Raw genomic sequence first — 25,482 nt, forward strand, 5'->3', positions numbered from 1 at the left:
GTGAGCCGTGAGCCGTGAGCCGTGAGCCGTGAGCCGTGAGCCGTGAGCCGTGAGCCGTGAGCCGTGAGCCGTGAGCCGTGAGCCGTGAGCCGTGAGCCGTGAGCCGTGAGCCGTGAGCATGGCTATGTTACAATTCTTCGCTTTCCCGTTTCCGGCTTACGGTTTACCGTTCCAGATTTCGGTGCGTCGGCGTTCGCGGTCGGCTTCGTGCTCTTCGTAATAAGCAGTCGTGCGCGGTGTGTACTCTCGCCTGCGAGTGGGTTTGCCGAGGAGCGTGTCCCAACCGGCAAGGAGCATTATCGCGCCGAATCCGAAGTAGGTTACAAGCAACCAGGTCCTAGAAATATCGACGGCTACGCGCGGGCCATGCGTGAATTGGGCGATGAAGAAGGCAAGTATCGCCAGCAAAACGGCGGGAACGGCAGGCGCAAATAGCACGGCGAGAATTGAGCCAACGATCTTTTCTAACCATGCCAGCTTTGTGCGAATCTCCTTCACTGGCGTCTATTCAACGACGAATCGGCTCGGAATCAGAAGCCTTCGATGCAGAGGGTTGGCGACGGGGGGAGGAGGAGGTTGGCGGCCGCCAAGTCGCTGGGGTCAAGGACATCGATGAAGCCGTTGCCCGCGAGGGTGGCGAGGCTGGGCTCACCGAGAAGAGCTTGGACGAATTGGCAATCACCCATGACGAGGTTAGCTGAGTCAGTTGGTGTGACGGAGACGCCAGACGGCGAGAATTCGACTCGATAGGGCTGGTTGTTCGCTTCGATGATTTCGTCGAGGACTTGGATCGTGAAATGTCCGCTGGCTGTGGGTTTCAGCCCCTCAAGGGCCTTTTTGACATTGATGGCACGGTACATCACCGGGTTGGAGATTTCCAGGCTCGCGCCGCTGTCCCAGAAGTAACTTCGGTAGGGGCTGTCGGACGGCTCGATCCAGGTGACGGACGACTTGTTTTTGGCGATAGCGCGGATGACGGAGAGGATGGACTCGTAGCCTCGGCGCGTGGTCCAGGCGAATTCGACGATTTCTTGTTCAACCCAGAAATCGGCCTTGTGTTGGACGATGGCGTAGGCTTCGACGGGGCCACCGGCGGCATAGATGGTGCGGTTGGATTCGCGGGGGAATTGTCGCTCCCACTGGCCGTTATGCCGGAGGTTGAGGCCGGAGCGGCGATGGGCGAACTCGTTGTAGCACGCTTCGATTTTGGGAAGGCCCTCGATGCCGAACATCTCAATCGGCAGTTCGCCGCTGACGCGAGGGAATTTGGCGGCTTCAACCCGGATTTTGTACTTACAGCCGACGACTTCGTAGCCGAATCGGCGGTACCAGGACTCGCGAAACGCATAGAGACTCGCGAGTTCGTAGCCTTTCTCGTAGTAGTCACGGATAAGGTGGCGCATCATCTCGCTTCCGACGCCACTGTTACGGATGTGGGGCAAGACGGCAACGGCAAGAACGCCGGCGCACTTGAATTCAGCCGCGCCGCGTGTGGCGGTCATGGGGCTGACGCCGTACGCCCCAGCGACGACTCCGTCCTGGTAGGCGACGTAGTTCTCCGAGAGGTGGCTTCGGGTTTCGTCGACGACGTATGGCTGGCCGCTTCGATAGGTAATCGACCAGACCTTGCCGAGATCCTCGATGTTTGCCGCGTCGCTTTTGCGAACCTCGATGGCCATAGATTAATTATTGCAAATGAGCGGTCCTGGGTGATGAAGCCAGAATGAACATCCGATGATTTCAATAATTTCACAATATTCTGAAAATTGTGATAGGATGATAGATATGAAGGTAGCAGTTACGGGCGGAACGGGATTTGTTGGTCGAAGCCTAGCGAGAGCGTTGGCAGACCAAGGACACGATGTCGTGGTTGTTTCACGTGGAGTGGATCATCGCGAACTAACCATTCTCGATCATCCCAACGTCCACTTTACGCCCGCGAGCGTGGGCGACGACGAGTCGCTCTTGAACGCCTTCCGTGGATGCGAAGTCGTGGCTCACTTAGGAGGCATTAACCGCGAGATTGGAGAGCAAACGTACGAGCATGTCCATGTTCGGGGAACGCAAAACGTCGTCGATGCGGCCAAGCAGGCAGGGGTGCGAAAGGTTCTCTTGCTGAGCTTCCTGCGAGCCCGTCCGAACTGCGGATCAGGCTATCACGAGTCGAAATATGCGGCTGAGGAAATTGTACGTGGGTCGGGCCTCGACTTTTCGATCTTCAAGGCGGGTGTGATCTACGGCAAAGGCGACCATATGCTGGATCACATCTCGCACGCTCTCTACAGCTTTCCCATCTTCCTGTACGTTGGCTTTCGCCCCCACCCCGTTCGCCCATTGGCGGTCGAGGATTTGGTGAAAATCATGATGGCCTCGATCGTCGATGGCGAACTTTCGCGTCAGACCGTTGCGGTCACTGGACCGGAAGAAATGACGTTGGCTCAGTCTGTTCAAAGAATAATGAAAGTTTGTGGAAGACATCCTATTTCTTTCCCGGCTCCCCTCTGGCTGCATTACGGGTTGGCCTGGTTTTTTGAGCGCACAATGACGATTCCTCTAACGGCGAAGGCCCAGATTCGAATCCTCTCCGAGAGCCTGGCCGAGCCTTTTGGGCACCAGGACCTCTTGCCCGAGCACCTGGTTCCGAGAACGATGTTCACCGATGACCAGATCCGAAGAGGCTTGCCTGAGCCGGGTCGGTTTGGGCTGAAGGACTGCTTGCGGCGAAGTCGAACGATGCGCAGGGTCTGAGAAAATCGGGACCCTGATTTGGCCCAACACGGGGACGAGTGAGCGCGAACCGAAGTTGAAGGGTTCGTTATGAATACGCTCGGGCTACAGTTCCTCAACGTGTTCCTGATCGTCTTCCACACGGCGATCTTGCTCTTCAATGTGTTCGGATGGATCTGGAGAAAGACTCGGCGTTGGAACCTCTATCTGCTTCTCGGGACGTTCTCTTCGTGGCTGATTCTGGGGCTGTGGAAGGGGATCGGCTACTGCGTGGTGACCGACCTGCATTGGCAAGTGCGACGCGCCCTTGGCGAGCGGATTTTGGACGGTTCGTTTTTGGACTATCTGATGCGGGGCATCGCTGGCGACGTGCCCGACCCGAATCTGACGCGGTTGGTGTGCGGGGTGACATTCGCGTTCGTGGGGATGATGAGCATTGGGTTGAATGTTCGGGATGCGGTGAGGAGTCACAAGCTTGTTGCGAAGAGCTGTTAACCGTGAACCGAGAACCGTAAGACGGGAACCGAGATCCGTGAATCGAGAGAGATGGAATCCGATTGTCTGCTGACTCCCAACTGCCAACCGTAACCTAGTCCCTCCCCATTGGCTTTCGACCGAGATTTGGGGAAGGTGTGGGTGGGCTACTTCATGTAGCTTGTGGCGTGAGAAAGATGGCTGAGGTCGTGCGCCAAGATGATATTGGCGTACTCGTCGATAGTGGTTTCGCCGAGGTCCGGGTGGTGGAATTTGATGTTCCAATCGTCAGGCCCGAGTTTGCTAAGGAAGTCGACTAGGTCTCGGCGTCGATTCTCGAAAACGTCGAGTTCGTGGTGGAGATCGCGGGTCGAATAATGTTTTTCGTAGGCTCGTTTGTCTGGGTCAAAAGACTCAACTGTCGTGCCCGGGGACTCATGGGCAAGACGGAGACGGTCGAGGAAGATGTCGTCGAAATCGGCTAGATGGGCGACCAATTCGGTGAGATTGAAGCGATCGGGGTCCGTGTGTTCGTTGTACTTGGTTGGCTGAACCTGATCGATGATGTTGACGAGCGTTTTCGGTGTGTTCTCTAGTGAGTTCAGATACGCTTTCATATCAGTCCCTAGTGTTAATAAACGCCTTTTTCTTCCGGAAGACAAGTAAAATGCGGACGGATTTTTCCGCGTAGAAGAAAAACAGGATCGTGCCAGGGGAGAAACCAGACCTAACTAGAAGAGATTTTGTAGCGGTGGCCGCGGCCGCCGGGTTAGGCACGTCTGCTTTTGGGCAGATTGTTGGCGCATCGTCCAACCCAGTGAGAAAGAAAATGGAAGCAAAACTCGTTCATGTCCCAACCGAAGCCGATATTGCGAAAGCCCTGAACACCGCCTCTCATGGCATCAGCGAAGCCACCCACAAAGCCCACCTCGGTTTGTGGCAAGGCTATGCCAACAAGACCAATGAGATCCGCAAAGCGTTGGCCGAGCTTGAGATGGATCCGGCTAAGGCAAACCAAATTTACAGCCAGGTGCGTGCGCTCAAGGTGAACTATGCGTTTGCCTATGGCGGCTACAAGAACCACAACGTATACTTCGACACCATCGGCGGCTCGGGCGGTCCGGCCACCGGCGACGTCGCAACCCTGATCAACGAGGCGTACGGCTCGTTCGAGAATTGGGCGAAGGAATGGAAAACGACCGGCATCGGCGCTCGCGGCTGGGCGTATCTGGCCTATGACCACGACGATGAGCGAGTGTTCACGTTCATGGGCGACGGTCAGGACACGTATCCGGCTTGGAACACGACGCTGATCCTGGCGCTGGACGTGTATGAGCACGCCTACTTCCTGGACTTCCAGACCGCGCGAGCGAAGTACATCGACGCATACTTCAACGTCATCGATTGGGATGCGGTGAACGCGCGGCTGAAGAAGGGGATGTGATTCCCTAGGCTTCAGGTTTCAGGATTCAGTTGGCCCCGATGATCGGGGTCTACGCTTCGTCGTGAGAGTCGGTAGTCTTTACGTTTAGCCTCAAAAGCTCTGCATGGACAGGCTATCGGCTCATGCATTCCTCACCATTGAGGCAAAACAGTTTTGAGTTTGTCGCTTATCCCTTTGCCATGGGATAGCCTCATCTTTCGAAGGCTTGAGGTCAAATGTTTCTTGCATTATTCTAATTTCTTTCGGCATTAGCTATAATTCGTTTCTTATGGCGAACGTCGATGTGGACGTGGCAATTATTGGTGGGGGGCCAGCGGGGAGTACGGCCGGGACGTTCCTTCGTAAGTACGGCGACCTAAGGGTCGCTATTTTTGAGCGCGAAGTGTTTCCGCGCGACCATGTGGGCGAGAGCCAACTGCCCGAGATTTCGCGAATCCTGCACGAAATGGGGTGCTGGGATAAAGTCGAGGCGGCGAACTTTCCGATCAAGATCGGGGCGACGTACAAGTGGGGCAAGAGCCAGGAGCTTTGGGATTTTGACTTCATGCCGACGCCGTTCATCCGCGACGAGCCGCGGCCGGCAAAGTTCGAGGGACAGCGGCGGCATTTGGCATTCCAGGTGGACCGAGCGGTATACGACAAGATTCTGCTCGACCATTCGGCGGAGCTCGGTTGTCAGGTTCGTGAGGGCGTCGGGGTTCGGCGGATTGCGACTGACGGCGATTCAGTAAACGGTCTGGAACTGTCAACCGGCGAAACGGTGACAGCGAAGTATTACCTCGACTGCTCGGGGCATGCGGGCATTCTTCGGCGGGCAGTCGGCGTGGCGACACACAGCCCAACCAGTCTGCAGAATATCGCGATTTGGGATTACTGGCAGAACGCGGACTGGGCGGAGGAGATCGGCGTCGGCGGGACGCGGGTCCAGGTGATGAGCGTAGGGTACGGGTGGATTTGGTTCATTCCACTTGGTCCTGAACGCACGAGTGTGGGACTAATCGTCCCGGCCGAGTACTACCGGCAAAGCGGCGAGCGACCCGAGGACCTCTATGCAAAAGCGCTGGCTGAAGAGCCGCGCGTGGCGGGCCTGATGGCGAACGCGGTTTCGGAAGGCAACCTGCAGACGACCAAGGATTGGTCATTCTTGGCCGAGCGGCATTCCGGAGCGAACTGGATGCTTGTGGGCGAGTCATCTGGCTTTGCCGATCCGATCTTGGCGGCGGGCATGACGATCACGCACGTGAGCGGTCGCGAGGCGGCGTTTTCGATCCTGGAAGCCGAGCGTGGTGAGGATTGGAATTGGCTTCGCGAAGCGTACGACCGGCGGCAGACCTCGCGAATTCGAAATCATATTCGGTTTGCCGACTACTGGTATAGCGCCAACGAGCAGTTTGTAGACCTGCAGGAGCACACGCGGCGGATCGCAGCGGAGAACGGGCTGGACTTGGAGCCAGGCAAGGCGTGGGCATGGCTGGCCCAGGGCGGGTTCATCGACGAAGAACTAACGGCTGGGGTGGCAGGGTTTGCTTTACCTTTGGTTCGGTCGCTGGGCAAGCATATGGGTTCGACCGCCTCGGATTCGCCAATTTACACGAGCACGGTTTTCGAGCTGGACATCGAGGGAGCAGAACGCAAAGATGGAGCAAGCTATCGGGAAGGGCACGTGCATCGGCAGTCGGTTTTTCAGCGAGGTAAGAAGGTGGTGCCGGTCGAGTTTCCGTACCGATTTTGGATCGAGACTCTGCCGAAGTGCCCCCGGTCGTCGGTGCTAAAAGAGGCGCTTCGGGCGGAATTGCAAAAGATCGACGATGAGCAGTTGCGGGGGAACACGTACCACGCGCTCATGGCGGCACTGGAGGCGCTGATCGCGGATGGCTGGGTGCGTTGTCGGCTTGATCCGTCGTTGCCGCTATTCAATCGGATGCCGATCTTCGAGACGGTGCATTGGCATGAGTAGGGCTCGCTTCGGAAGGGCGAGGGCCACAGAGGCTATTCGGCTCGGTTGAGAGTCATCCCTCTTCTAAGGGATACTCCTGCGATCAATGAATCCTCCCCACCGCTTCGCCACGTCTTGGCTCAGCGACTCCCCCCGGGGAGTAGCGTGGCTGTTGGGCTCAATATGAGTCAATGCCAAGTTGCTTTTCTCCATGTTGGACTTTGGGGCCGGATGACGCACTGACTCGACCTTGATTTCCGAATGACCAAGCTACTCCCCGGGGGGAGTCGCTGAACGCAGTGAAGCGGTGGGGAGGATTCATAGACTGACAATCCCTATTGGGATCCTTCGAGGGTCTTCGTCGATACCTCTTCCCGATGTCGCTTTGCGCCAATTCCTTCGGCGGGATTTAGGGAGTTCGATGCTCTCACCGAACCCCTTTCTAAGGAATAGCCTCGTTTTGCGCAGATTCAGAGCTTCGCTTCTATGGCGTTGGGTTCGCTGTTCACCGTTCCCGGCTTGCAATTAACCTGACAAAGGCACTCGCAGGCATGCTCTCTGCAAAAGATGATCGTCGACGGGCCCAAACGGCGAAATAAAGACCTAGACAAGCGTATATTATTACTACTGTGTCTATTGTCCGCTACGATACGCCGCTGACCCTGAGCAATGACTTCGAGCCGAAGGGCGACCAGGGGCAGGCGATCGAGCAGTTGGTGGACGGAATCGAGTCCGGCTACCGCTTCCAAACCCTGCTGGGTGCAACCGGCACCGGTAAGACGTTCACGATGGCGAACGTCATCCAGAAAACCCAGCGACCGGCGCTGATTTTGGCCCACAACAAGACGTTGGTGGCCCAGCTTTGCCAGGAATTCCGGGCGTTCTTCCCCGAGAACTCGGTTCAGTACTTCATTTCGTATTACGACTACTACCAGCCGGAAGCGTACGTCCCGCAGAGCGATCTTTATATCGAAAAGGACTCCAGCGTGAACGACGAGATCGAGCGGCTTCGCCACGCGGCCACCCACGCGCTGTTGGAGCGCCGAGACGTGGTGGTCGTGGCGTCGGTGTCGTGCATCTACGGCCTGGGTTCGCCGGATACCTACGCGGACTCGGTGGTGACGTTCGAGACAGGGACGACGTTCGACCTGGATGAGGCCCTGAAGAAGCTAATCCAGATGCAGTTCACGCGGAATGCGCTGTATTTGGAGCGCGGGACGTTCCGGGTGCGGGGCGACACGCTAGAGATTCAGCCCAAGGACGAAGAAACGGTCACGCGAATCGAGTTCTTCGGCGATCAGATCGAGCGGATTCGGCTGGTCGATCCGCTGACGCAGGACGTGCTGGACGAGCCGTCGCGCATCAGCGTTTTTCCCGCCACGCACTACGTGACGCCGTGGGAAAAGATGGACCACGTCATGACGGCGATCCGGGAGGAATTGGACGCCCAGGAGGCGCTATTCCAGAGCCAAGGCAAGCTGTTGGAGGCTCAGCGGGTACGCCAGCGGGTGGAGTTTGACCTGGAGATGATGGCCGAGCTCGGGTACTGCAACGGCATCGAAAACTACTCGCGATACTTCGACGGGCGTCAGCCCGGCACCGCCCCGTTTACGCTCCTCGACTTCTTGCCGAGCGACGCGATCATCTTCATCGACGAAAGCCACCAGACCCTGCCGCAGGTGCGGGCAATGTACAACGGCGACAAACAGCGAAAATCGGTGCTGGTGGATTACGGTTTTCGGTTGCCGAGCGCGCTCGATAACCGGCCGCTGAAGTTCGAGGAGTTCCTTGATCGAGTGCCGCAGGTGGTGTTTGTGTCGGCGACGCCGGGGCCGTTCGAGAAGGAAAATGAGGCACAGGTGGTCCAGCAGATCATCCGTCCGACGTACCTGGTAGACCCCGAGGTGGTGATCCGTCCGACGAAGGGGCAGATCGACGATCTGATCCACGAAATTCAGGGCGTGGTGGCCAAGGGAAGCCGCGCGCTGGTGACGACGCTGACCAAGAAGATGGCGGAGGACCTGACCGGCTACCTGCAGGATATCGGCATCAAGGTGAACTACGTCCACTCGAACGTGCATTCGCTGGAGCGGCCCGAAATTCTGCGCGATCTGCGGCTTGGCGTGTACGACGTGGTGGTCGGCGTGAACCTGTTGCGCGAGGGCTTGGACCTGCCCGAGGTGACGCTGGTGGCAATCTTGGACGCGGACAAAGAAGGCTTTTTGCGGTCGGAAACCTCGCTGATTCAGACCATCGGCCGTGCGGCCCGAAACGTGGATGGGCGGGTCATCATGTACGCCGATAACATGACGGGTTCGATGCAGAGGGCGATCGATGAGACCACTCGTCGACGCGAAATTCAGTTGGCCTATAACGCCGAGCACGGGGTCGAGCCGGTGACGATTAAGAAGGAGGTCCGCGAGACGATCCGGTCGTACGACCAGGTGCAGGACATCACGTCGCAATACTCGGACGAGGCGAAGACCTCGGTGCTGTCGGATGCGGCGGTGCGGATCGAGGATATCCCGATCCTGATTGCGGCGATGGAGAAGGAGATGAAGGACCTGGCGAAGGCGATGGAGTTTGAGAAGGCGGCGGGAATCCGGGACGAGATCGAGTCACTGAGAAAGATCGCGGGGACGAGCGATGGTCGCTTGGGGCAGGAGAAGCGAAAGGTCAAGCGCTTCGCATCTCGGCGGTAGGTGTAGCCTCGCTTTCCGAAACGGACTGTCGCAAGATTTGCAATCGACTCGCCCGGTTCGCGGGCTCACCGACCTCTTTGTCCAAAGAGGTAAACGGTTTGGTTTCTCGCTCTTTACATGAGGAAGTGAAGGAACAATAGCCGAGAAAGCAAGACTATTATCCAAGACGATATGGTCAAATTGCTCAGAGCTTATTTGATGGGTCAGACCCAATTTCATCAGTAATTAGTTCCAAGAACTGCCCGCAAGGTACCAAGCCGCTTATAGCGGGAATGACTCTCAAATGACTTGAGTTCATTTGAGCCTAAGTAGGTGGGCTCTTATGCTATAATATATTGTTAAACTGAACCGCCTGGCGGGGCTCGGACCCGCTACCTCCACCTTAGCAGGGTGGTGCTCTTTCCAAATGAGCTACAGGCGGTCGTTGAGGGTAGTTCCAATACTCTCTTTAGAAACGAAGGGCGGGGCCAAGGGCTCTCGGCTTAAGGACCCCCACTCAAGGACCCCGCCCGGATTCATCTTCTGATAGGAATTTCCTCCATCAGCTATTATACTGATATTTTCGCGGATTCTATGCTTTTCAACTGCTTTTGTAGTAAAATGGCATAGAGGCGGTAAATGAGCGACGGGTCGGCAACACATACAGAATTAGTGAAACAGGGAAAAGACAGGTCAACGATCGCCTTTCCCTATATGGACCTTGAATCCGCCGAGTCAGTCGCTACGATGATTCACCAGAAGTTTGGGGACAGCGGTCATCTCGACACCTTGGCTGATGCCCTTGGCCACGCAGGGATAAAGAGCGGAGCCTTTCAAATGAAAATGTCTGCGGCTCGAACGTTTGGGTTGGTCGAGACAGATCGTTTGGCTGTGACTCTGACTGCACTTGGCCAACGAATTGTGCAACCACATCTTCGGTCGCAAGCTAGGGTTGAAGCTTTTTTGACGGTTCCACTTTACAACAAGATATTTGAAGAGTATCGGGGCCGTCAGCTTCCCCCCGATGAAGGATTACAGAGTCGTTTTAAGACGCTAGGCGTTGCCCCGAAACAAGTTGAAAAGGCCAGGCAGACCTTTAGGCGCTCAGCTGAACAAGCGGGAATGATGTCTGCTTCAAAGGACAAGCTAATCCTCCCCGCAATAGCATCGATGCCCAGCAATCTTCCTACGGACGTGGGGCACGATTTAACTGAAACTACCTATTCTTCACCCTCTGTTTCTCCAGCAACGGGCGTTGATCTTTCCAAGCATCCAGCGATATCTTCCTTTCTGCTCACTATGCCGGCGGATTCTTGGTCAGCTGAGGATATCGAGGAGTGGATTGATCACTTCAAGGGCGTAGTAATGACTGTTTACAAAGTAAAGACGCCGCAAGTAAAAAGGACCTAGCGAGATCATTTACTGAGACATGACCTTAAGTCCACAATCTGTGGTTATTCCTTGAAACCCAATAACCTCGCCCGTTCGGCAACGATTTGCGCGCCGAGTTGGGCGTGGAGGGCGGCGAGAGGATGCTGGCCATCGACGGAGAACATGGTGGGGCCGTTGTCGGGCAGGTAAGGATTGTCGCCGAGGTCAATGAGGTAGTTCCTTACGGCTGGGCCGGTACCTTCGACGGAAAGTTTGACCGCCCAGTCGAGCTCCTTGCGGGCTCGACCAGAAAACGGAACGATGACGAATATATTCGTGTTCATACTAGTCGCGCGCCTAAGGGCGATTAGCCATTGGACAACCTCCTCGTATTTGGGGGTTCGATTTTCGCCCATGTTGATGTAGATGTCGTCGGGGATAGGATCGAACCTCTCATCTGGCTTTGGGAATCTGGAATCCTTTACCATTCGCGAATGGTCCTTGTCGAACATCGACCAAAACGTGTTGAGGCCGGGCGTGTGCCCATCCGCCGCACGAGAGTCCCACGACGCGCCTCCATAGGCGATGATGCCGAACTCGGCGTCGGTGGCGGCGGCGACGATATTCGGGTAGCCGAGGGTGGCGTCTTGGGTATCGACGGCGTTGGTAATTCCGCCGGTAAACGTGGCGATGTCGTCATCGCCATTCGTGATGCTATCGCCGAAGAAGAGTATGTGGCGCTTCTTGGAGGCGATTCGACCAGTAGGAGCAACCGTATGGGCGCCATCGTCGAGGGCAAAGCCGGTCACGCGGATCACATCGATAGGCGTCCAGAAATCGAGGAAAACGTAACCAGCGACGTATTGAAGTAGAAACGTATGGTCACCGGATTTGAGACCTTTGGCGCACTCGATCGACGCTGTGAGGGACGTTAGCTGGAGGGTGGTCGGGGGTCCGCCATCAACGGAATACCTGATGACCGGGTACTGGGTGGCGGGAATGTTGGCGGTCGTGAACGGCGACACGTCGAGGTTGACCGATAGGCTGGTACCGGTAAAGCCGAACTTCAGATAGGCGCCCGGGTTGGGGGTTTGGGCGTACGCCGACCCCGAGTGGTACCAGTTGTAAGGACTGTAGACGATATTGGCGTCGTCGCTCGGCACCGTCGCGGCGTTGGCGACGGCGGCAGAAAAGGCGATAAGTCCGATGGCCAAACGGGAGGTCATGGGTATATGGTATCCCAGCGAATCGAAAATCAAAAGCCTTAAGAATGACCATGGTCACGGCTCCACCAAGAGGAGGGGAACCGCCACCAATAAACCCCAATCAACACTTAGAACTCAAAAGCTGAAGCCTGAAACCTACTCGGCATACCCCCGCAAAAACGCTACCGACTTCGCCAATGCATCCTCGGGGTATTCGTGCCCACCGTCAAAAACGTAGTGCACCACCGGCGCACCCACCCTCGACTCCCACCGCGTCATATGCTCGTCGAGCTTCTTGCCCTGTGCCTCGCACTGGTCAACCCGCTTCACATAATCCAGCGATCGCACCTGAAGGTTGAAACGCACCAGCGGATCGTTCTCGCCCGAGGTCAAAAACACCGGAATTGGCTTCGTTCCCCGCGCCGAAACGCCACCCGCCCCGCTCGGCGCAATCGCCCGCATCACATCTGGACGCGCTTTCCAAAGCAGATACGTGAACGATCCGCCATTCGAGTGCCCCAACGAAAAGATCGCCTTATCGTCCACCGTCGCCTTCGTGTGCACCCACTTCAGCATCGCGTCGAAAAACTTCAAATCCCGGTCGTTTTGGTCTCCCTCGTCCTTCTGCCAACCGTTCCGCTTCCCTTCCTTGTCCGTCAACGCACCCGGCGTCGGCAACCCTTGCGGGTAGATCGAAATCGCCTGCGGCCAAAGGGTGTTCACGTGATATTTCTTGACTGAGTACTGCGAATTCCCGCCGTGGCCATGAAAAGCGAATACCACCGGTCGGGGGCGCGCATCCTTTGTCCTCGGAAAATAGGCGTAGAACTGCCGCTCGACTCCATCCACATTCAAAGTCACATTTTCCATTCCGGCGACTTGCGTCATCGCCAAACCGAGCATCACTGAGAGCATGCAAAGTCGTACGTGGTCAGAAATCGAATGTTCAAAACCCTGGTCATTCGACCTACGCCCCATTTTCCGGTAACGTAAGAGGATGCGGGGTCGACTACCTCTTCTTGCCCTTTTCTCGGCATTTGCCACTGTTTCGCTTGCCGATACTATCGTAGGAGCCCGATGGCTCGCCCTCAGCCCGGACGGAAGCAAGATCGCTTTCAGCTACCAAGGCGACGTGTGGGTCGCCCCGTCCAACGGCGGCAAGGCCATCCCCATCACCGACAATGTCGAAATGGACGATCGTCCGGTCTGGAGTCCAGACGGCAAGCAGATCGCCTTCGCCAGCGACCGCTACGGCAACAACGACGTCTTCGTCGTGGATTCCGACGGCGGACGTCCGAAACGGATCACCTACAACACCGGCTCGGATATCCCGTCCTCCTGGACCGCCGACGGAAAGTCGATCCTCATGATGCGCCGCCTTGACGACGCCTACCGAGGCATCTACTCGGTCGATGTCGATTCCGGCTCCATTCACGAATTCTTCCTCGACCAAATGCCGATCGAAGACCCGCAAGGCATGGCCGATGGCCGCATCCTGTACGGACGCCTCGGTTTTCCGTGGGAGCGACCTCGCTACCAAGGTTCCGACGCCCAGCAGATGTGGATTTTCGATCCCAAGACCGATAAGCGAATCCAGGTCCGCAACAACGGCTACCAACACCTTTGGCCCCAAACCTCGGCCAGCGGCATGTACGCCGTCACCATGACCGACCCCGTCGCCAGCAGCAGCCCCCTCGGTAAAAGCATCGGTCGCGTCACCTTCACCGTCGGCGGAACCCCCAACGTCTACAAGATCGACGCCAATGGCTCAGCTAAGCGCCTGACCAATTACTCCGGCGACGGAACCCGGTTCCTCACCGCCTCGCGAGACGGCAACACTCTCGCCTTCGAGCGCAACGGTGACGTCTACGTGATGAAGCCCGGCGCCGAGCCGCACATGATCGAGATGACTGCCAATGTCGACGACAAGGTCATCACCGAAGAGCACATGGTCCTCACCGACGGCGCGCGCGGCGCAACCCTCAGCCCCGACGGAAGCACCATCCTCTTCAACAACATGAGCGAAGTCTGGTCGGTACCCGTCAAGAAAGGCGAAGGTCCGAACAAGGACGACGCCACCCAGCTCACCGATTGGGCCGGCATCGACGACGTCCAGGTCTTCTCGCCCGACGGCAAGTCCGCCTACATCATTAGCGATCGTGACGACTCCGAGCGTCTGTACAAGCTCGACCTCGCCACCAAAAAGGTCACGATGGTGTCCACCCAGGATGCCCAGGTCGATAACGTCAAGATCAGCCCGGACAAGAAGTATGTGGTCTACCAGCAGTACGGCGCCAACGGCGGCATCTACCGCGCCCCGGTCGATGGCGGCGCGCCTGAGATGATCGTCTCCCGCCCGGGCCGGTCCGACCTCGAGTACAGCTTCTCGCCCGACGGACGCTATATCGCCTACGTCGAGACCCTTCAGGGAAGCGGATTCTATTACTGGGATGCGGGCAACAACGTCTTCGTCGTTGACCTCACGGACGGTAAGAAGCACAACGTCACCCAAACCAACCAGAGCCATTCCAGCCCGGTCTGGAGCGCCGACGGAAAATATCTCTACTTCCGCCGCGACAATAACCTTTTCGCCCTGCCGCTCCAGCCGGAAAGCTACAGCAGTCCCGAGTCCAAGATGAAGTACACCAAGCCGACAGGCATGGTGAAGGTCACCATCGATTTCGACGACATCGAGACCCGCGAGCGCCAGATCACCACTGGCGTGAACAGCACGATCCAGGTCAATCCTGAGGACGGAACGTTCTTCTATGTGGGCGGCGACGGCATCTACCGCGCCGATTACAACGGCGAAAACGCCAAACGCATCACCGGCCCGGGCGGCTTCGAACTGTCTGAGGACGGCAAGAGCCTCCTTTCCATCCAGGGCGGCAAGCTCTTCGTCACCAACCTCAAGGCCAACGGATTCCCGACCCAGGGCGTGGACTTCCGAGGCGAATACACCCGTGACCTCAAGAAGACCCGCGAGGCCGCATTCCACCAGTTCTGGCGAGGCTTCAACAACGGCTTCTATGACCCGAACTTCCACGGCCGCGACTGGGTCGCCCTCGGCAAGAAGTACGAGCGGCTTCTCCCATCCGTCGGAACCCGAAACGAGATGGCAACCCTGCTGTTCATGCTCGTTGGCGAACTCGAAAGCTCACACTCCGAGGTCTCACCCGGCCCCGGCGGCAACAAGAGCCAAAGTTCGGCCCACCTCGGCTTCAGCTGGGACTACAGCTATTCCGGCCCCGGAATCAAGGTCAAAGATGTGCCCAAGCGCTCACCTGTCAGCTACGAAAAGTCGCTGATCAAGCCCGGTGAGATCGTCCTTCAGATCAACGGCAAGGACGTCTCCACCAACGAAGCGGTCTTCCGAGACGTGCTGAACGATCAGGCCGGACGCGACGTCACCCTGACAGTGAAGGGCACGGACGGCAAGACTCGCGACGTGACCTACGAAGCCATTTCGCCGGGTCAGTACGCGGGAATCGTCGGTCGAAACCGCCTGGAAGCCAACCGTAAGTACGTCGAATCCAAGTCGGGTGGCAACCTCACCTACGTCCACATCGCTGGCATGGATGCCCGCAACCTCCAACTGTTCCAGCAACAGATTTGGCAGTACGCGCCAGGCAAGAAAGGCGTCATCATCGACGTTCGTGGTAACGGCGGCGGCAACACCGCCGACCAGATCATCGACATTCTGGAGCGACGTCAGAACATGAACTACGTCCCGCGCGACGAGGCCGCGATGCGAGGCCCCGGCACCGTGCTCGACGTCCCGATCATCGTCATGATGGACGAGTCCAGCTACTCCAACGCCGAGATGTTCCCCGAGGCCATGCGCGCCCGCAAACTCGCCAAGCTCGTCGGTCACCGCACCCCGGGCTACGTCATCTACACCGGCGGCTTCCGCCTCGTCGATGGCACCAACGCCCGAATGCCGGGCACCGGCGTCTGGCGCGTGGACGGCAGTAGCATGGAAGATAACGGCGTGAAACCCGACTACGAAGCCGACCTCACACCGGAAGAGTTCTTCACCGGCCAAGATCCCCAACTCGACAAAGCCATCCAAGTCCTCTCCAAGGGTTAAACCACAAGCCCGTCTCCCAATTCTTGATTTGGGAGACGGGTGAACGTCATTCAACCTCTCGATGAAAGTGAGCCCCTTTGGAGTGCTCAAGCCCGCCGAAGACCACAAGATGGAGGTCGGCAAATTGGGAGCGGTGAGCGTCACGAAGTTCCCGCCGAGCATGGCGAGGGAAATGAGCGAAGCGAATCGGGACTGCCCACCAAGAAACCAAGGCAAGTCGTGGCACTGGTAAAGACGTCTGCTTGTCCGACGAAGGAGGGCGAAGCTGGGATTTACCAGTGATCAAAGCCAAGTCGAAACCAAACAGTTCTTCTCCCAGAGAGCCTGTCGCGTGGCAATCGAAACGTGATCCCGGAGGGATCACAGATGGTAGCCGGGTGGTCGGAGCGACCGTAGGAAGCGAAGACCCCCGGATGAATTCATACCTGAAATGATCCAAGGAGCGGAGCGACCCCGCCATTATGGCGGCGACAAAGGAGTCGTCAGTGTCCAGAAAACTGCCATGCGGCGGGCTCCAGAGGGTGTGATGCGTGACCCAAATCTTGGCGCTAGGAATCACCACGGCATTTTTTGACTACAATGGGTGTTGAAAGAGGAAGCAACCCATGACCTCGCTCCTTTTCGCGATCGCCGCCCAGCAAGCGCAGCTACGGGACCTTCACATCCCCGCGATGCCGCTCGAAAAGGCCGTCGCCAGACTAGAAGCCATCTACGGCTCGCCGATGACGATTTCCACCCGCCTGAAGGACAAGATCATCGTGATCGAAGCCCAACAAGTCTCCGAAGAGGACGTTCGCAACCAACTCGCCAAACTCCTCGACGGAACCTGGGAGCACAAAGACTCCGGTTGGCACCTCGGCCAAAGCGCCGAAGAACAACGCCGAGCCTCTCGACGAGCCTTCGACACCCGCCTCAAGCTCGCCACCGAGATGATCCAGGCACGCCGCAAATCCCTCGAATCCCTCTCCCGTTACGATCCCGCCATCCTTTCACCCATTCGCAAGCGCCTCGATGACGCCGGTCCGTCGTTCTTCGGCATCCACGGCGACGAGTACGCTGACCCCGCCCAACGGCTGATGACTCGTGTCCTCCTCAAGCTCGGACCCGACAAGATCGCTGAGGTCGAGTCCGACAAGAGGGTCGTCTTCTCGTTGCGACCCAACAAGATGCAGAGCCGCCTCGACATCGATATCTCTAAAGAAATCGATCTCTACCGACGCGAGTTGGCCGCATGGAACTCCAGCCAGTCCAAACCTAAAGACGATCAAGATGCGACCAACACAACGATGCCCGACCAGGTCGCGAACGTCCTCTTCGCCGTCTACTCCTCCGACAATGCTCCATGCGATATCAGGCTCTACCTCTTGCCCGGCGATCTCACATTGCCCCACCTCGAAGTTCAGGCATCATCCTTCGAGGCCGTCCTTGACCAACTCACCGAGGAAGATTTCGCGCCGAAGACACCTAAGACCTTTGCCCTCTCGGAAGGGGCCCGAGACTATTCTCGCTTTCTTCAGGGTGGCTGGAGCGCACTCGCTCCCAGCGTTCGCAAGACGCGAATCGATGAGTTCGCCAACCCGGTCACCCGCGATCCTCTTTCTTACGGATTCACGAGCGCGATCATCAACGATGCACGAATCCTCGACAAAAACATCATCGCCCTTGGTGGCGACAATTGGATTCGCACCACGACCTCGATCCTCGCTGACCTAAAAACCCCGAAGGCCGCCGAAAAGATTTTCGGCAAGCTCATCGAAGAGGAGGGCAAGTGGATTCGCCTCGATCCGTCCGTTCTCGGCGACATAACAATGTCGCGATACGGCATCAAATCCGTCATCGACCACGTGAGCGCCACGAGAGCGATGTCGTTGTTCGACAAAGCCACTCTCGCCGCCCTTGCCCCTCGCGGCATGGCCAATTCCGTGATCGACGACCTGGTTAACGGATTCGCCGATGAGCGAGCTCCCGACCCCGGCGACAACGACGCCCTGCGAACCCTTGGACTCCTCCAACCTTCTGAGTTCAACCAAGCCGCTTCCCCCCAGGGAATCCGCTTCGGCATGCTCAACGCCGAACTGAAACAGCACCTAATCTCCTGCGTCTACGACAACGAATCCTGCTCGCTCGCCCGAAGTCCGTCGTCGCGCATCGATCCCAAGTCATTCCTCTGCCAGGAGGCGACTTACCTTGTACCAACCGGCGTCCCCAACCAAGCCCTCCTACGGCTCTACGACACCCCGTCGGAAACCATTCAAACAAGCCAGGTCGTCAAAGGGCAACGGATGACGCTTACACCCGAAGGCTGGGGCACCGTCATGTATCAACTCGACCACCCCAAGGCTCAACCCGACGACTGGTTCAAAACGTTCGACCCCAAGGCTCCCCTTTACGTCGTCGTCACCCACGGCTACACCATCGACCTCAGCATCAACGACGACTGCCACTGGTTCTCCGACCTTGCCTGGTCGGAGTCCGACACTCAGCATCCTTTCGCCATCAGCGACATGCCCGAGCGATTTCGTGCGGAGATTAGAAAAGGCTACGAGGCCGAAGCCCTGCGAATCAAAAAGGAAGAACAGAGTAAGAAAGGCGGCGGGGGTCTTTCGCCTTTTCGCGTTCTTTGATATGATGCCGGCAAAGGCACGATGACCACGCTACTGCTAGGCTTCGCTCTTGGACAAACCGTCCTGAAGGACGTCCACATCGCGGCGGTGCCGCTCGACAAAGCCCTCGACCAACTCGGCCAAATCTACCGTTCGCCGATGGATGTCTCCGTCGCCCTCAAGGATAAGGTCATTCTCGTCGATGCCGACCAGGTTTCCGAGCAGGAAGTCCGCGACCAAATTGCGAAGACTATCAATGGCTACTGGGAAAAGAAGGAGAACACCTGGCACCTCACGAAGTCGGAAAAGGAGTTCAAGCAGGACGACGCCCGCGTGATCAAGATCCGTCGCCGGTTCCTCCAAAAAACCCTCGAAATGCGCGAGTCTTCCCTCGCCGAAAACGAGAAGTACTCACCCCAACTCGCCACCCAAACCTTCCACCAACTGGTCAACGAAGAAAAGAATCGCGACCCCAACGGCATGGGCCCTCCCGGACCCACGCCCGCCAGCTATAAGCTGCCCCACCAGCGCCTCTTTTCGCACGTCCTGAAGCTCTTCGGAGTCGATCGCATCGCCGCCATCCCCAACGGCCACCGCGTCGTCTACGCCCTTCATCCCAACAAGATGCAACAGCCGATGGACCTCGACTTGACTGATCTGCTAGATGCCTACCACAAGGAGGAACTGGTCTGGATGGACGCCGTCAAGCCGATCGCCCAGAACCCAGCATCGGACGGAAAACCGGTCAGACAGTACGTTGAAACCGGCGCCGACGACTATTCAAGCGAATTACAGAAGTCCTTCGGCGTCCTACCCGACAACCTCGGCAATATCCTCTTCACCGTCTACTGCTCCGAAGACGGCTCGTACCAAATGCGCCTCATCGGCATCCCGGCCACCAAAGACGTTCCCCCGTACCAAATCGGTGGCACCAGCTTCGAGGGTGCATTCGCGGGCATGAGCCAGGAAGATTTCCAAGTCAAACCCGTCGAAGGCTTCAAACTCTCGCCCGATGCCGACGACTTTCGCCGATTTTTCGAATCCCGCATTGCCGGCACCCCCGATGCAGACATGAAGAAACTGGCCGCGAAATTCGCCGATCCGATGGCCAAGGACCCGCTCGCCTACGGCTTCACCGAGGCGATGGTCTTCGACAGTCGCCGAACCCACCACAACGTCGTCGCCTGCGTCTCCGATAGCAGTCTCAACATTTTCGAGCCGTTTTTCGGACAGGTCATCTTTGAAGCGCCAAACTCCGACCTGGTCAAGGACATGGCCGATTTCGATGGCAAGTGGGTCCGAATTCCCTACTTTCCCGGCCAAGATGAGAACATTCCGCGGCGACAACTCAAGAACCTGATCGCCCGAGTTCGCCAAAAGAAAACCGTCGATCTTTTCGACCGGGCCGAAATAGCCGCCTCGCGCCGCCGAACCAATTCGGTCTCCTACATCGAACGCCTCCTCGACAGCTTCGGCTCCAGTGTCACCGACTCCGGCGGAGACGACGACACGCTCAAGATCATCGGTCTCCTCACGTCGACCGAGCAAGCTGCCGCCTTCCGCCCTGCCGGAATCGCCTACAGCCAGCTCAACGAGCGCCTCCGTGCCCACCTGTTTGAGTGTTGCTTCGATAACCAAACCTGCCGCCTGCAATCCGATGATCGGAGTGCGAATCAGCTCTACGAAGCAACGCAGATCGCCCCGAACGGCATTCCCGCCGACGCCGTTTTCAAAGTCGTCCCCGAAACCCATGTTGAAGTCAAAGCCGCAGACGAGAAGAACGCTTACGGCCTCATGACCGACCCGAAGGGATGGGGTTCGACCAAGTACCAGTTGGAGCATCCTGAAGACTTTCTTGGCACCAACTTCACGTTCGACAAAAAGCATCCGCTCTACAAAGTCGATGTAAGCACTTACAATGTCCAGCTCAATCTTTCGCCCACCGTCAAATGGTCGTCCACGCTGCGCAATGTTGTGCGAACCGATTCGTCCACGTTTACAATGGATACTTTTCCAGATGACCTCAAAGCCGACTTCGACGCCGGATACAAGCTGGCAGCCGAACAAGCAAAAGTGCGCCGAGAACGTCGTCAAAAATCAGGAGGAGGAGGCTAAGACCCTGCAAATTCGGGCTCCAAGCCGGTACCTTATTGGTGAGCATGCCTAGTAATTACTACTTGCAAATTTCGAATACACCAGCGACGCTGATTCGGATGATCGACGCCGTTCGCCCCGACCAGTACGACACCAAACTGGAGGACGACCGATTCTCGCTAAAGGAGGTCATCGCTCACCTTGCCGACCTGGAGCAGACCTGGCTCGACCGCATCACCATCGCCGTCGAGTACCCCGGCAAGCCGGTCGAAAACTTTGATGAGGAAGCCCGCGCCGTCGAACACAACTACGCCGGTAAGGACATCCACCACGAACTCGAAGTGTTCGAAAACCGCCGCCGCGATACCGTCGATTACCTGCTTCGCCTCGCTGACGATGACTGGAACAAGACGATCACCCACCCCAAACTCGGTGACCTGAGCGTCCTCCAAATCGTGCAGATCATCACCGGCCACGACCTGTATCACATCAGTCAAGTTAGCCAGTATTTGAAGTAAGCCGGGCCAAGTGCACAGAGCACAGTTTGCAGTAGTCAGTGTAGGCTACGAAAATGACATTTCGTGACCTAATCGCTTGGCAAAAGGGCATGGACCTCGTAGTAGCCGTCTACGCCTACACGGACAAATTGCCGAAGTCCCAAGGCTACGTGCTCGTTGCCCAAATGCAACGAGCCTCCCTTTCTATTCCTTCCAACATTTCGGAAGGATATGGACGAGGCTCAAAGATAGAGTTCGCTCGCTTCGTTGATATCGCCCTAGGCTCCACGAGAGAAATCCAAACTCAACTAGAAGTTTGTGAACGCCTAGGCTATCCTAGTCCCAAGGCTGAACGTGAATTAGCTGAGGAAGTTGGACGAATCATTTACGCTCTCGCAAAATCCCTGCGGAAGAAGTAGCCCAAGTTCTTAGACATTCAACCCTACACTCTGTGCTCTGTGCTCTGTGCCCTGTGCTCTGTGCCCTGTGCTCTGAGCCCTCAGCACTCAGCACTTCGCACTAATAGTAAACTGCAAGCCGTGAAAGCCGTCCTTGGTCTTTGCCTTGTTTGTGCGACCTCAACTGTCTTCGCCACCGACATCCCATTCCTGTCCGGCAAGGCCACTCCCCTTCGTGGTGGCGCGCGAACCCCCGTCCGAATCGACCCCATCCAGGCCGACTTCCTGGAAGGCAAGCTCGACACCTCCAAGTGGGACGATGTTTCCACGACTGCTGACAAACCCTTCTCGGGCCGTGCTTTCAACTCCGGCTACGCCTATTTCGAGGTCAACTCCAGCGAAGACAAGTCGATGTTCCTTGAGGCCAAGGGCCACACGATGGTGTACGTCAACGGCGCACCCCGCGTCGGAGACATCTACTCGTTCGGCTACGTCTCGCTCCCGGTCCACCTCCACAAGGGCAAAAACACCTTCCTCTTCGCCGTCGCTCGCGGAGAGTTCTCCGGCAAACTCGCCGACGCTCCCAAACCGATTTCCTTCAACCCCGGCGACCAAACCACTCCCGACATCGTCAAGGGCGAAAAAGAAAAGCTGTGGGTCGCCTTCATCGTCCGTAACGCGACCGAAAAAGACCTCGACGACCTCAACATCAACGCGGGCGGCGTCACCACCAAGGTCCCCCGCGTCATGGCCATGTCCATTCGCAAGGTCGGCTTCCTCGTCAATCCCAATAAGGACGGAAAGTACACCGTCACCCTCAAGCAAGGCCGCCAAACCCTCGATTCCCTACCTCTCACGCTCCGCATTCGCGACCCGCACCAGAGCCACAAGCGAACCTTTGTCAGCAAGATCGACGGAAGCATCCAATATTACGCCGTCCAACCCTCCACCCACGATGGCGCGGGACAAGCCCTTTTCCTCTCCCTCCACGGCGCATCCGTCGAGGCCATGGGCCAGGCCGACGCCTACGAGCCCAAGTCGTGGGGTTACATCGTCTGCCCCACCAACCGCCGCCCGTACGGATTCGACTGGGAAGACATCGGCCGCGAAGATGCCCTCGAAGTCCTCGAACTCGCCAAGAAACGCTACCAGACCGACCCCTCCAAGACGTATCTCACCGGCCACTCGATGGGTGGCCACGGCACCTACCACCTCGGCGTCCTTTACCCCGACAAGTTCGCCGCCGTCGCCCCTTGCTCGGGTTGGGTCAGCTTCTTCTCCTACGCCAACGGCGCAACCTACCCCGACACGCCGGTCGGAAACGTGCTGAAGCGCGCTTCCTCGGCCAGCGATACGCTGTCAATGAAGACTAACTTCTACAGCCGGCCGATCTTCATCATGCACGGCGCGGCCGACGACAACGTCCCCGTCTCCGAGGCACGAAACATGCGCAAAGAGCTCGCCGACGATCCGCTCGTGTTTTGGCACGAGGAGCCAGGCGCGGGTCACTGGTATGACACCGACGACGAACCCGGCGCGGGATGCGAAGACTACGCCCCGATCTTCGACATGTTCGCCCGAACACGGTTACCACAGGTGAATGAAGTCCGCTCCATCGACTTCAAGACCCCCAACCTCGCGGTCTCGAATAAGGATTTCTGGCTGACCATCACCGCGCAAGACGAAGCCGGATCGATCTCAAGTGTCAAGGCGACCGTCTTCCCTGGCCTCCGCAAGTACGTGGTCACCTGCTCCAACGTCGCCGCCTTCAAGCTTGACCTCTCGCCCCTGTACGGCAAGGGCAAGATCACGGTCGTTGTGAACGATAAGGAAGTTTCAACCACGGAAGCCGCTGACGGGGAAATCGAAGTCGACCTCGATCCCAAGGCAAATGCCGACCAGACGATTTGCACGGGGTTCAAAAGCGTCTTCAACAACCACATCACCTTTGTGATTCCAACGGGCGGTTCCAAAGCGGTACAAGAGTGGGCTCGAAACAAGGCTCGCTTCGACGCCGAGCAGTTGGAATATATCGGCAATGGTTCGGTAGACGTCATTACTGATACTGAGTACTTCAAGAATGAAAAAGTGTACGGAGAACGGAACTTGATCGTTTATGGCGACGAGATTGGGAACGGGCTGTATTTGATGATCCATGGCTCGACGCGATCAGGTGTCAGTACACAGGGCATCCGTTTTGAAGCCCGAGCAATGAAGAATCGCGTTGTGGCCAGCATCACGGCATCAGCAAACCTCGATTGCCGACTTGCCGATAGGGTTCCACTCTTCACTGCGGGAGCTTCCATTCCAGACTATTTAGTCCTTGAAAACTCGTATCTTAGAAGTGGACTCTCAGGTGTTGTAACAACTGGCTTTCAGACCGACAAATGACTATTCCTCCCCACGAAATCCGAACCTACCAGGCTCACCAGTTTCCGGGAATCAAACACCTCGACGGAAAGCTGGACAAGGCGCCATGGAACGAGTGCGCCTGGTCCGAGGACTTCGTGGATATCGAAGGCGACATCCGTCCCAAGCCCCGCTTTCGCACCCGAATGAAGATGTTCTGGGCCGACGAAGGCAAGGAGACCGACGGCCTCTACATCGCCGCCGAGATGGAGGAGCCGAACCTTTGGGCGACGCTCACCAAACGCGACTCCGTCATCTTCCACGACAACGATTTCGAGGTCTTCATCGACCCCGATAACGACGGATACGCCTATTCAGAGCTCGAAATCAACCAACTTAACACCCAGTGGGACCTCCTCCTGATCCGCCCCTACCGCGAGCAAGGCCGCGGCGTCGACGGATGGGACATCAAAGGGCTCCGCTCGGCGGTTCACCTCGACGGAAAGCTCAACGACCCAAACGTCAAATGCAAGGGCTGGAGCATCGAAATCCACATCCCCTGGCACCCACTCCACGAGATTTCCAAGGGCGACTCACCCCCCAAACCCGGCGACCAATGGAAGATCAACTTCTCCCGCGTCGAGTGGCATGTCGATGTCGTCGATGGCAAATATGTCAAACGCCCTGGCCTGAAAGAAGACAACTGGGTCTGGTCCCCGCAAGGCATCGTCGACATGCACCTCCCCCACGAATGGGGATTGGTTGAATTCGTAAAGAGTTAGGCACCTTTGGTGCGCGTGGCCTTGTCTCGCCTGAAGGTGAGGAGCCTTCGGAGGTACCAGTCTTTGCACTTTGCACTTTGCACTCTGCACTCTGCACTAAGCACGAGGCTATCCCTTGGCGAAGGGATCGGTGAGAGGGGCACGAACGAATTGAGGGAAAGTTTCCAAACGCCAACAGCCAACAAAGATACTTCTCGGGATAGGGTCCGCCAGAATTGTGCCACAAAGGCACGATTCTGGTGGAGAAGTCGGTGAGGCGTCAAAGACAGCGAACCGGATGAGGGGAACCGATATCCAACCGAGGCCTCACAACTCTCGCCCAATCTCCCAATGATGCCCGAACGGATCCTTCACCCGAGACGACCGCCAACCGTTCGCCTCACCCACCGGAGATATCTCCAAAGCCCCCGCCGACACCGCTCGCTCATGTGCCGCATCGACATCCCCCACCACCAAAATCATCCGCGCCGTCGAACCACCCACCGACTCAGGACTGAAATTCTCATGCTCTGGCGACTCGTCACTCATCCAAAACTCAGCGTCACCGATGGTCAGCATCGCAAACACCGACCCACCTTCATTCAAAACCAGCTTCTCCTCCGCCCCAAAAGCCCGCTCGTAAAACTCGAGCGCCTCGGCCCCACGCCGAACCGACAACAGAGGAATGATCTTCGAACTCATCTCGCCATCTTACACCTGCGCATTGCGCACGATGCACCGTCGTAAGATATCCCTCTGGCGAGAGGGATCGCTGAACGGAGTGAAGCGTAGGAGTCGCAGTGCCCAAATCTGCCCGTCCAACCCATACCAAGGCGATGAAACGAGCCCCAG

19 protein-coding genes and 1 tRNA gene are annotated in these 25,482 nt (G+C 57.4%); 13 read left to right on the top strand and 7 right to left on the bottom strand.

Annotation, left to right across the window (positions count from 1 at the left end; translation table 11 throughout):
- Window positions 1–156: 156 nt before the first annotated feature.
- Complete coding sequence (locus GC165_20575) at window positions 157–498, bottom strand: hypothetical protein (GenBank protein MBI1335265.1); 342 nt, start codon at window positions 496–498, stop codon at window positions 157–159.
- A gap of 32 nt (window positions 499–530) precedes the next feature.
- A complete protein-coding gene (locus tag GC165_20580; GenBank protein ID MBI1335266.1) occupies window positions 531–1,679 on the bottom strand; it encodes a GNAT family N-acetyltransferase in 1,149 nt (382 codons plus the stop codon).
- 106 nt (window positions 1,680–1,785) lie between these two features.
- On the opposite strand from GC165_20580, the gene GC165_20585 reads away from it, so the two are divergent.
- Window positions 1,786–2,748, top strand: coding sequence for an NAD(P)H-binding protein (locus tag GC165_20585; GenBank protein MBI1335267.1), 963 nt, complete (start codon window positions 1,786–1,788; stop codon window positions 2,746–2,748).
- Window positions 2,749–2,817: 69 nt separating this feature from the next.
- Window positions 2,818–3,222 carry a DUF2784 family protein gene (locus GC165_20590; GenBank protein ID MBI1335268.1) on the top strand — a complete coding sequence of 135 codons (405 nt, stop codon included), beginning with the start codon at window positions 2,818–2,820 and terminating at the stop codon, window positions 3,220–3,222.
- Window positions 3,223–3,368: 146 nt separating this feature from the next.
- On the opposite strand, the gene GC165_20595 is transcribed toward GC165_20590, so the two are convergent.
- Entirely contained in the window at window positions 3,369–3,818 is a 450-nt protein-coding gene (locus tag GC165_20595) for a hypothetical protein (protein ID MBI1335269.1), read from the bottom strand.
- Window positions 3,819–4,030: 212 nt separating this feature from the next.
- On the opposite strand from GC165_20595, the gene GC165_20600 reads away from it, so the two are divergent.
- The 3 genes from GC165_20600 to uvrB all read left to right on the top strand — a co-directional run bounded on the left by GC165_20600 (window position 4,031) and on the right by uvrB (window position 9,283).
- Entirely contained in the window at window positions 4,031–4,645 is a 615-nt protein-coding gene (locus GC165_20600; GenBank protein ID MBI1335270.1) for a superoxide dismutase, read from the top strand.
- A 268-nt stretch (window positions 4,646–4,913) separates the two neighbouring features.
- Entirely contained in the window at window positions 4,914–6,602 is a 1,689-nt protein-coding gene (locus tag GC165_20605) for a hypothetical protein (GenBank protein ID MBI1335271.1), read from the top strand.
- A 635-nt stretch (window positions 6,603–7,237) separates the two neighbouring features.
- Complete coding sequence (uvrB, locus tag GC165_20610; protein MBI1335272.1) at window positions 7,238–9,283, top strand: excinuclease ABC subunit UvrB; 2,046 nt, start codon at window positions 7,238–7,240, stop codon at window positions 9,281–9,283.
- 347 nt (window positions 9,284–9,630) lie between these two features.
- On the opposite strand, the gene GC165_20615 is transcribed toward uvrB, so the two are convergent.
- Window positions 9,631–9,704, bottom strand: a tRNA-Ser gene (locus tag GC165_20615).
- Between the two features lie 197 nt (window positions 9,705–9,901).
- Here GC165_20615 and GC165_20620 point away from each other — a divergent pair.
- Window positions 9,902–10,672 carry a hypothetical protein gene (locus GC165_20620; protein ID MBI1335273.1) on the top strand — a complete coding sequence of 257 codons (771 nt, stop codon included), beginning with the start codon at window positions 9,902–9,904 and terminating at the stop codon, window positions 10,670–10,672.
- A 44-nt stretch (window positions 10,673–10,716) separates the two neighbouring features.
- On the opposite strand, the gene GC165_20625 is transcribed toward GC165_20620, so the two are convergent.
- Both GC165_20625 and GC165_20630 read right to left on the bottom strand, forming a co-directional pair.
- On the bottom strand, window positions 10,717–11,859 hold the full coding sequence (locus GC165_20625; GenBank protein ID MBI1335274.1) for a hypothetical protein: 1,143 nt from the start codon (window positions 11,857–11,859) through the stop codon (window positions 10,717–10,719).
- A 135-nt stretch (window positions 11,860–11,994) separates the two neighbouring features.
- Window positions 11,995–12,753: an esterase gene (locus GC165_20630; protein MBI1335275.1), complete on the bottom strand. Its 759-nt coding sequence runs from the start codon at window positions 12,751–12,753 to the stop codon at window positions 11,995–11,997.
- Window positions 12,754–12,835: 82 nt separating this feature from the next.
- On the opposite strand from GC165_20630, the gene GC165_20635 reads away from it, so the two are divergent.
- The 7 genes from GC165_20635 (at window position 12,836) to GC165_20665 (ending at window position 24,651) form a co-directional block, all read left to right on the top strand.
- Entirely contained in the window at window positions 12,836–15,928 is a 3,093-nt protein-coding gene (locus GC165_20635) for a PDZ domain-containing protein (GenBank protein ID MBI1335276.1), read from the top strand.
- A 605-nt stretch (window positions 15,929–16,533) separates the two neighbouring features.
- Entirely contained in the window at window positions 16,534–18,552 is a 2,019-nt protein-coding gene (locus GC165_20640; GenBank protein MBI1335277.1) for a hypothetical protein, read from the top strand.
- Window positions 18,553–18,573: 21 nt separating this feature from the next.
- The gene (locus GC165_20645; protein ID MBI1335278.1) at window positions 18,574–20,646 is read left to right on the top strand and encodes a hypothetical protein; all 2,073 of its coding nucleotides are present in this window, start codon (window positions 18,574–18,576) and stop codon (window positions 20,644–20,646) included.
- A gap of 44 nt (window positions 20,647–20,690) precedes the next feature.
- Window positions 20,691–21,143: a hypothetical protein gene (locus GC165_20650; protein ID MBI1335279.1), complete on the top strand. Its 453-nt coding sequence runs from the start codon at window positions 20,691–20,693 to the stop codon at window positions 21,141–21,143.
- Window positions 21,144–21,196: 53 nt separating this feature from the next.
- Entirely contained in the window at window positions 21,197–21,541 is a 345-nt protein-coding gene (locus GC165_20655) for a four helix bundle protein (protein MBI1335280.1), read from the top strand.
- Window positions 21,542–21,661: 120 nt separating this feature from the next.
- Window positions 21,662–23,911 carry a prolyl oligopeptidase family serine peptidase gene (locus GC165_20660; protein MBI1335281.1) on the top strand — a complete coding sequence of 750 codons (2,250 nt, stop codon included), beginning with the start codon at window positions 21,662–21,664 and terminating at the stop codon, window positions 23,909–23,911.
- Window positions 23,908–24,651 (top strand): hypothetical protein, encoded by a 744-nt coding sequence (locus tag GC165_20665; protein ID MBI1335282.1) that lies wholly within the window; start codon window positions 23,908–23,910, stop codon window positions 24,649–24,651. Before GC165_20660 ends, GC165_20665 begins: the two co-directional genes overlap by 4 nt.
- Before the next feature lie 306 nt (window positions 24,652–24,957).
- Here the strand turns inward: GC165_20665 and GC165_20670 are convergent, their stop codons facing one another.
- A complete protein-coding gene (locus tag GC165_20670; GenBank protein MBI1335283.1) occupies window positions 24,958–25,332 on the bottom strand; it encodes a VOC family protein in 375 nt (124 codons plus the stop codon).
- Between the last annotated feature and the right edge of the window lie 150 nt (window positions 25,333–25,482).

It is taken from the genome of Armatimonadota bacterium, assembly GCA_016125185.1.
Taxonomy (GTDB): Bacteria; Armatimonadota; Fimbriimonadia; order Fimbriimonadales; family Fimbriimonadaceae; genus Fimbriimonas.

Bases quoted from the DNA above. Each gene is read 5' to 3' on its own strand.
- GC165_20580 (MBI1335266.1), bottom strand. From the start codon at position 1,679: ATGGCCATCGAGGTTCGCAAAAGCGACGCGGCAAACATCGAGGATCTC.
- GC165_20585 (MBI1335267.1), top strand. From the start codon at position 1,786: ATGAAGGTAGCAGTTACGGGCGGAACGGGATTTGTTGGTCGAAGCCTA.
- GC165_20590 (MBI1335268.1), top strand. From the start codon at position 2,818: ATGAATACGCTCGGGCTACAGTTCCTCAACGTGTTCCTGATCGTCTTC.
- GC165_20595 (MBI1335269.1), bottom strand. From the start codon at position 3,818: ATGAAAGCGTATCTGAACTCACTAGAGAACACACCGAAAACGCTCGTC.
- GC165_20600 (MBI1335270.1), top strand. From the start codon at position 4,031: ATGGAAGCAAAACTCGTTCATGTCCCAACCGAAGCCGATATTGCGAAA.
- GC165_20605 (MBI1335271.1), top strand. From the start codon at position 4,914: ATGGCGAACGTCGATGTGGACGTGGCAATTATTGGTGGGGGGCCAGCG.
- GC165_20620 (MBI1335273.1), top strand. From the start codon at position 9,902: ATGAGCGACGGGTCGGCAACACATACAGAATTAGTGAAACAGGGAAAA.
- GC165_20625 (MBI1335274.1), bottom strand. From the start codon at position 11,859: ATGACCTCCCGTTTGGCCATCGGACTTATCGCCTTTTCTGCCGCCGTC.
- GC165_20630 (MBI1335275.1), bottom strand. From the start codon at position 12,753: ATGCTCTCAGTGATGCTCGGTTTGGCGATGACGCAAGTCGCCGGAATG.
- GC165_20635 (MBI1335276.1), top strand. From the start codon at position 12,836: ATGCGGGGTCGACTACCTCTTCTTGCCCTTTTCTCGGCATTTGCCACT.
- GC165_20640 (MBI1335277.1), top strand. From the start codon at position 16,534: ATGACCTCGCTCCTTTTCGCGATCGCCGCCCAGCAAGCGCAGCTACGG.
- GC165_20645 (MBI1335278.1), top strand. From the start codon at position 18,574: ATGACCACGCTACTGCTAGGCTTCGCTCTTGGACAAACCGTCCTGAAG.
- GC165_20650 (MBI1335279.1), top strand. From the start codon at position 20,691: ATGCCTAGTAATTACTACTTGCAAATTTCGAATACACCAGCGACGCTG.
- GC165_20655 (MBI1335280.1), top strand. From the start codon at position 21,197: ATGACATTTCGTGACCTAATCGCTTGGCAAAAGGGCATGGACCTCGTA.
- GC165_20665 (MBI1335282.1), top strand. From the start codon at position 23,908: ATGACTATTCCTCCCCACGAAATCCGAACCTACCAGGCTCACCAGTTT.
- GC165_20670 (MBI1335283.1), bottom strand. From the start codon at position 25,332: ATGAGTTCGAAGATCATTCCTCTGTTGTCGGTTCGGCGTGGGGCCGAG.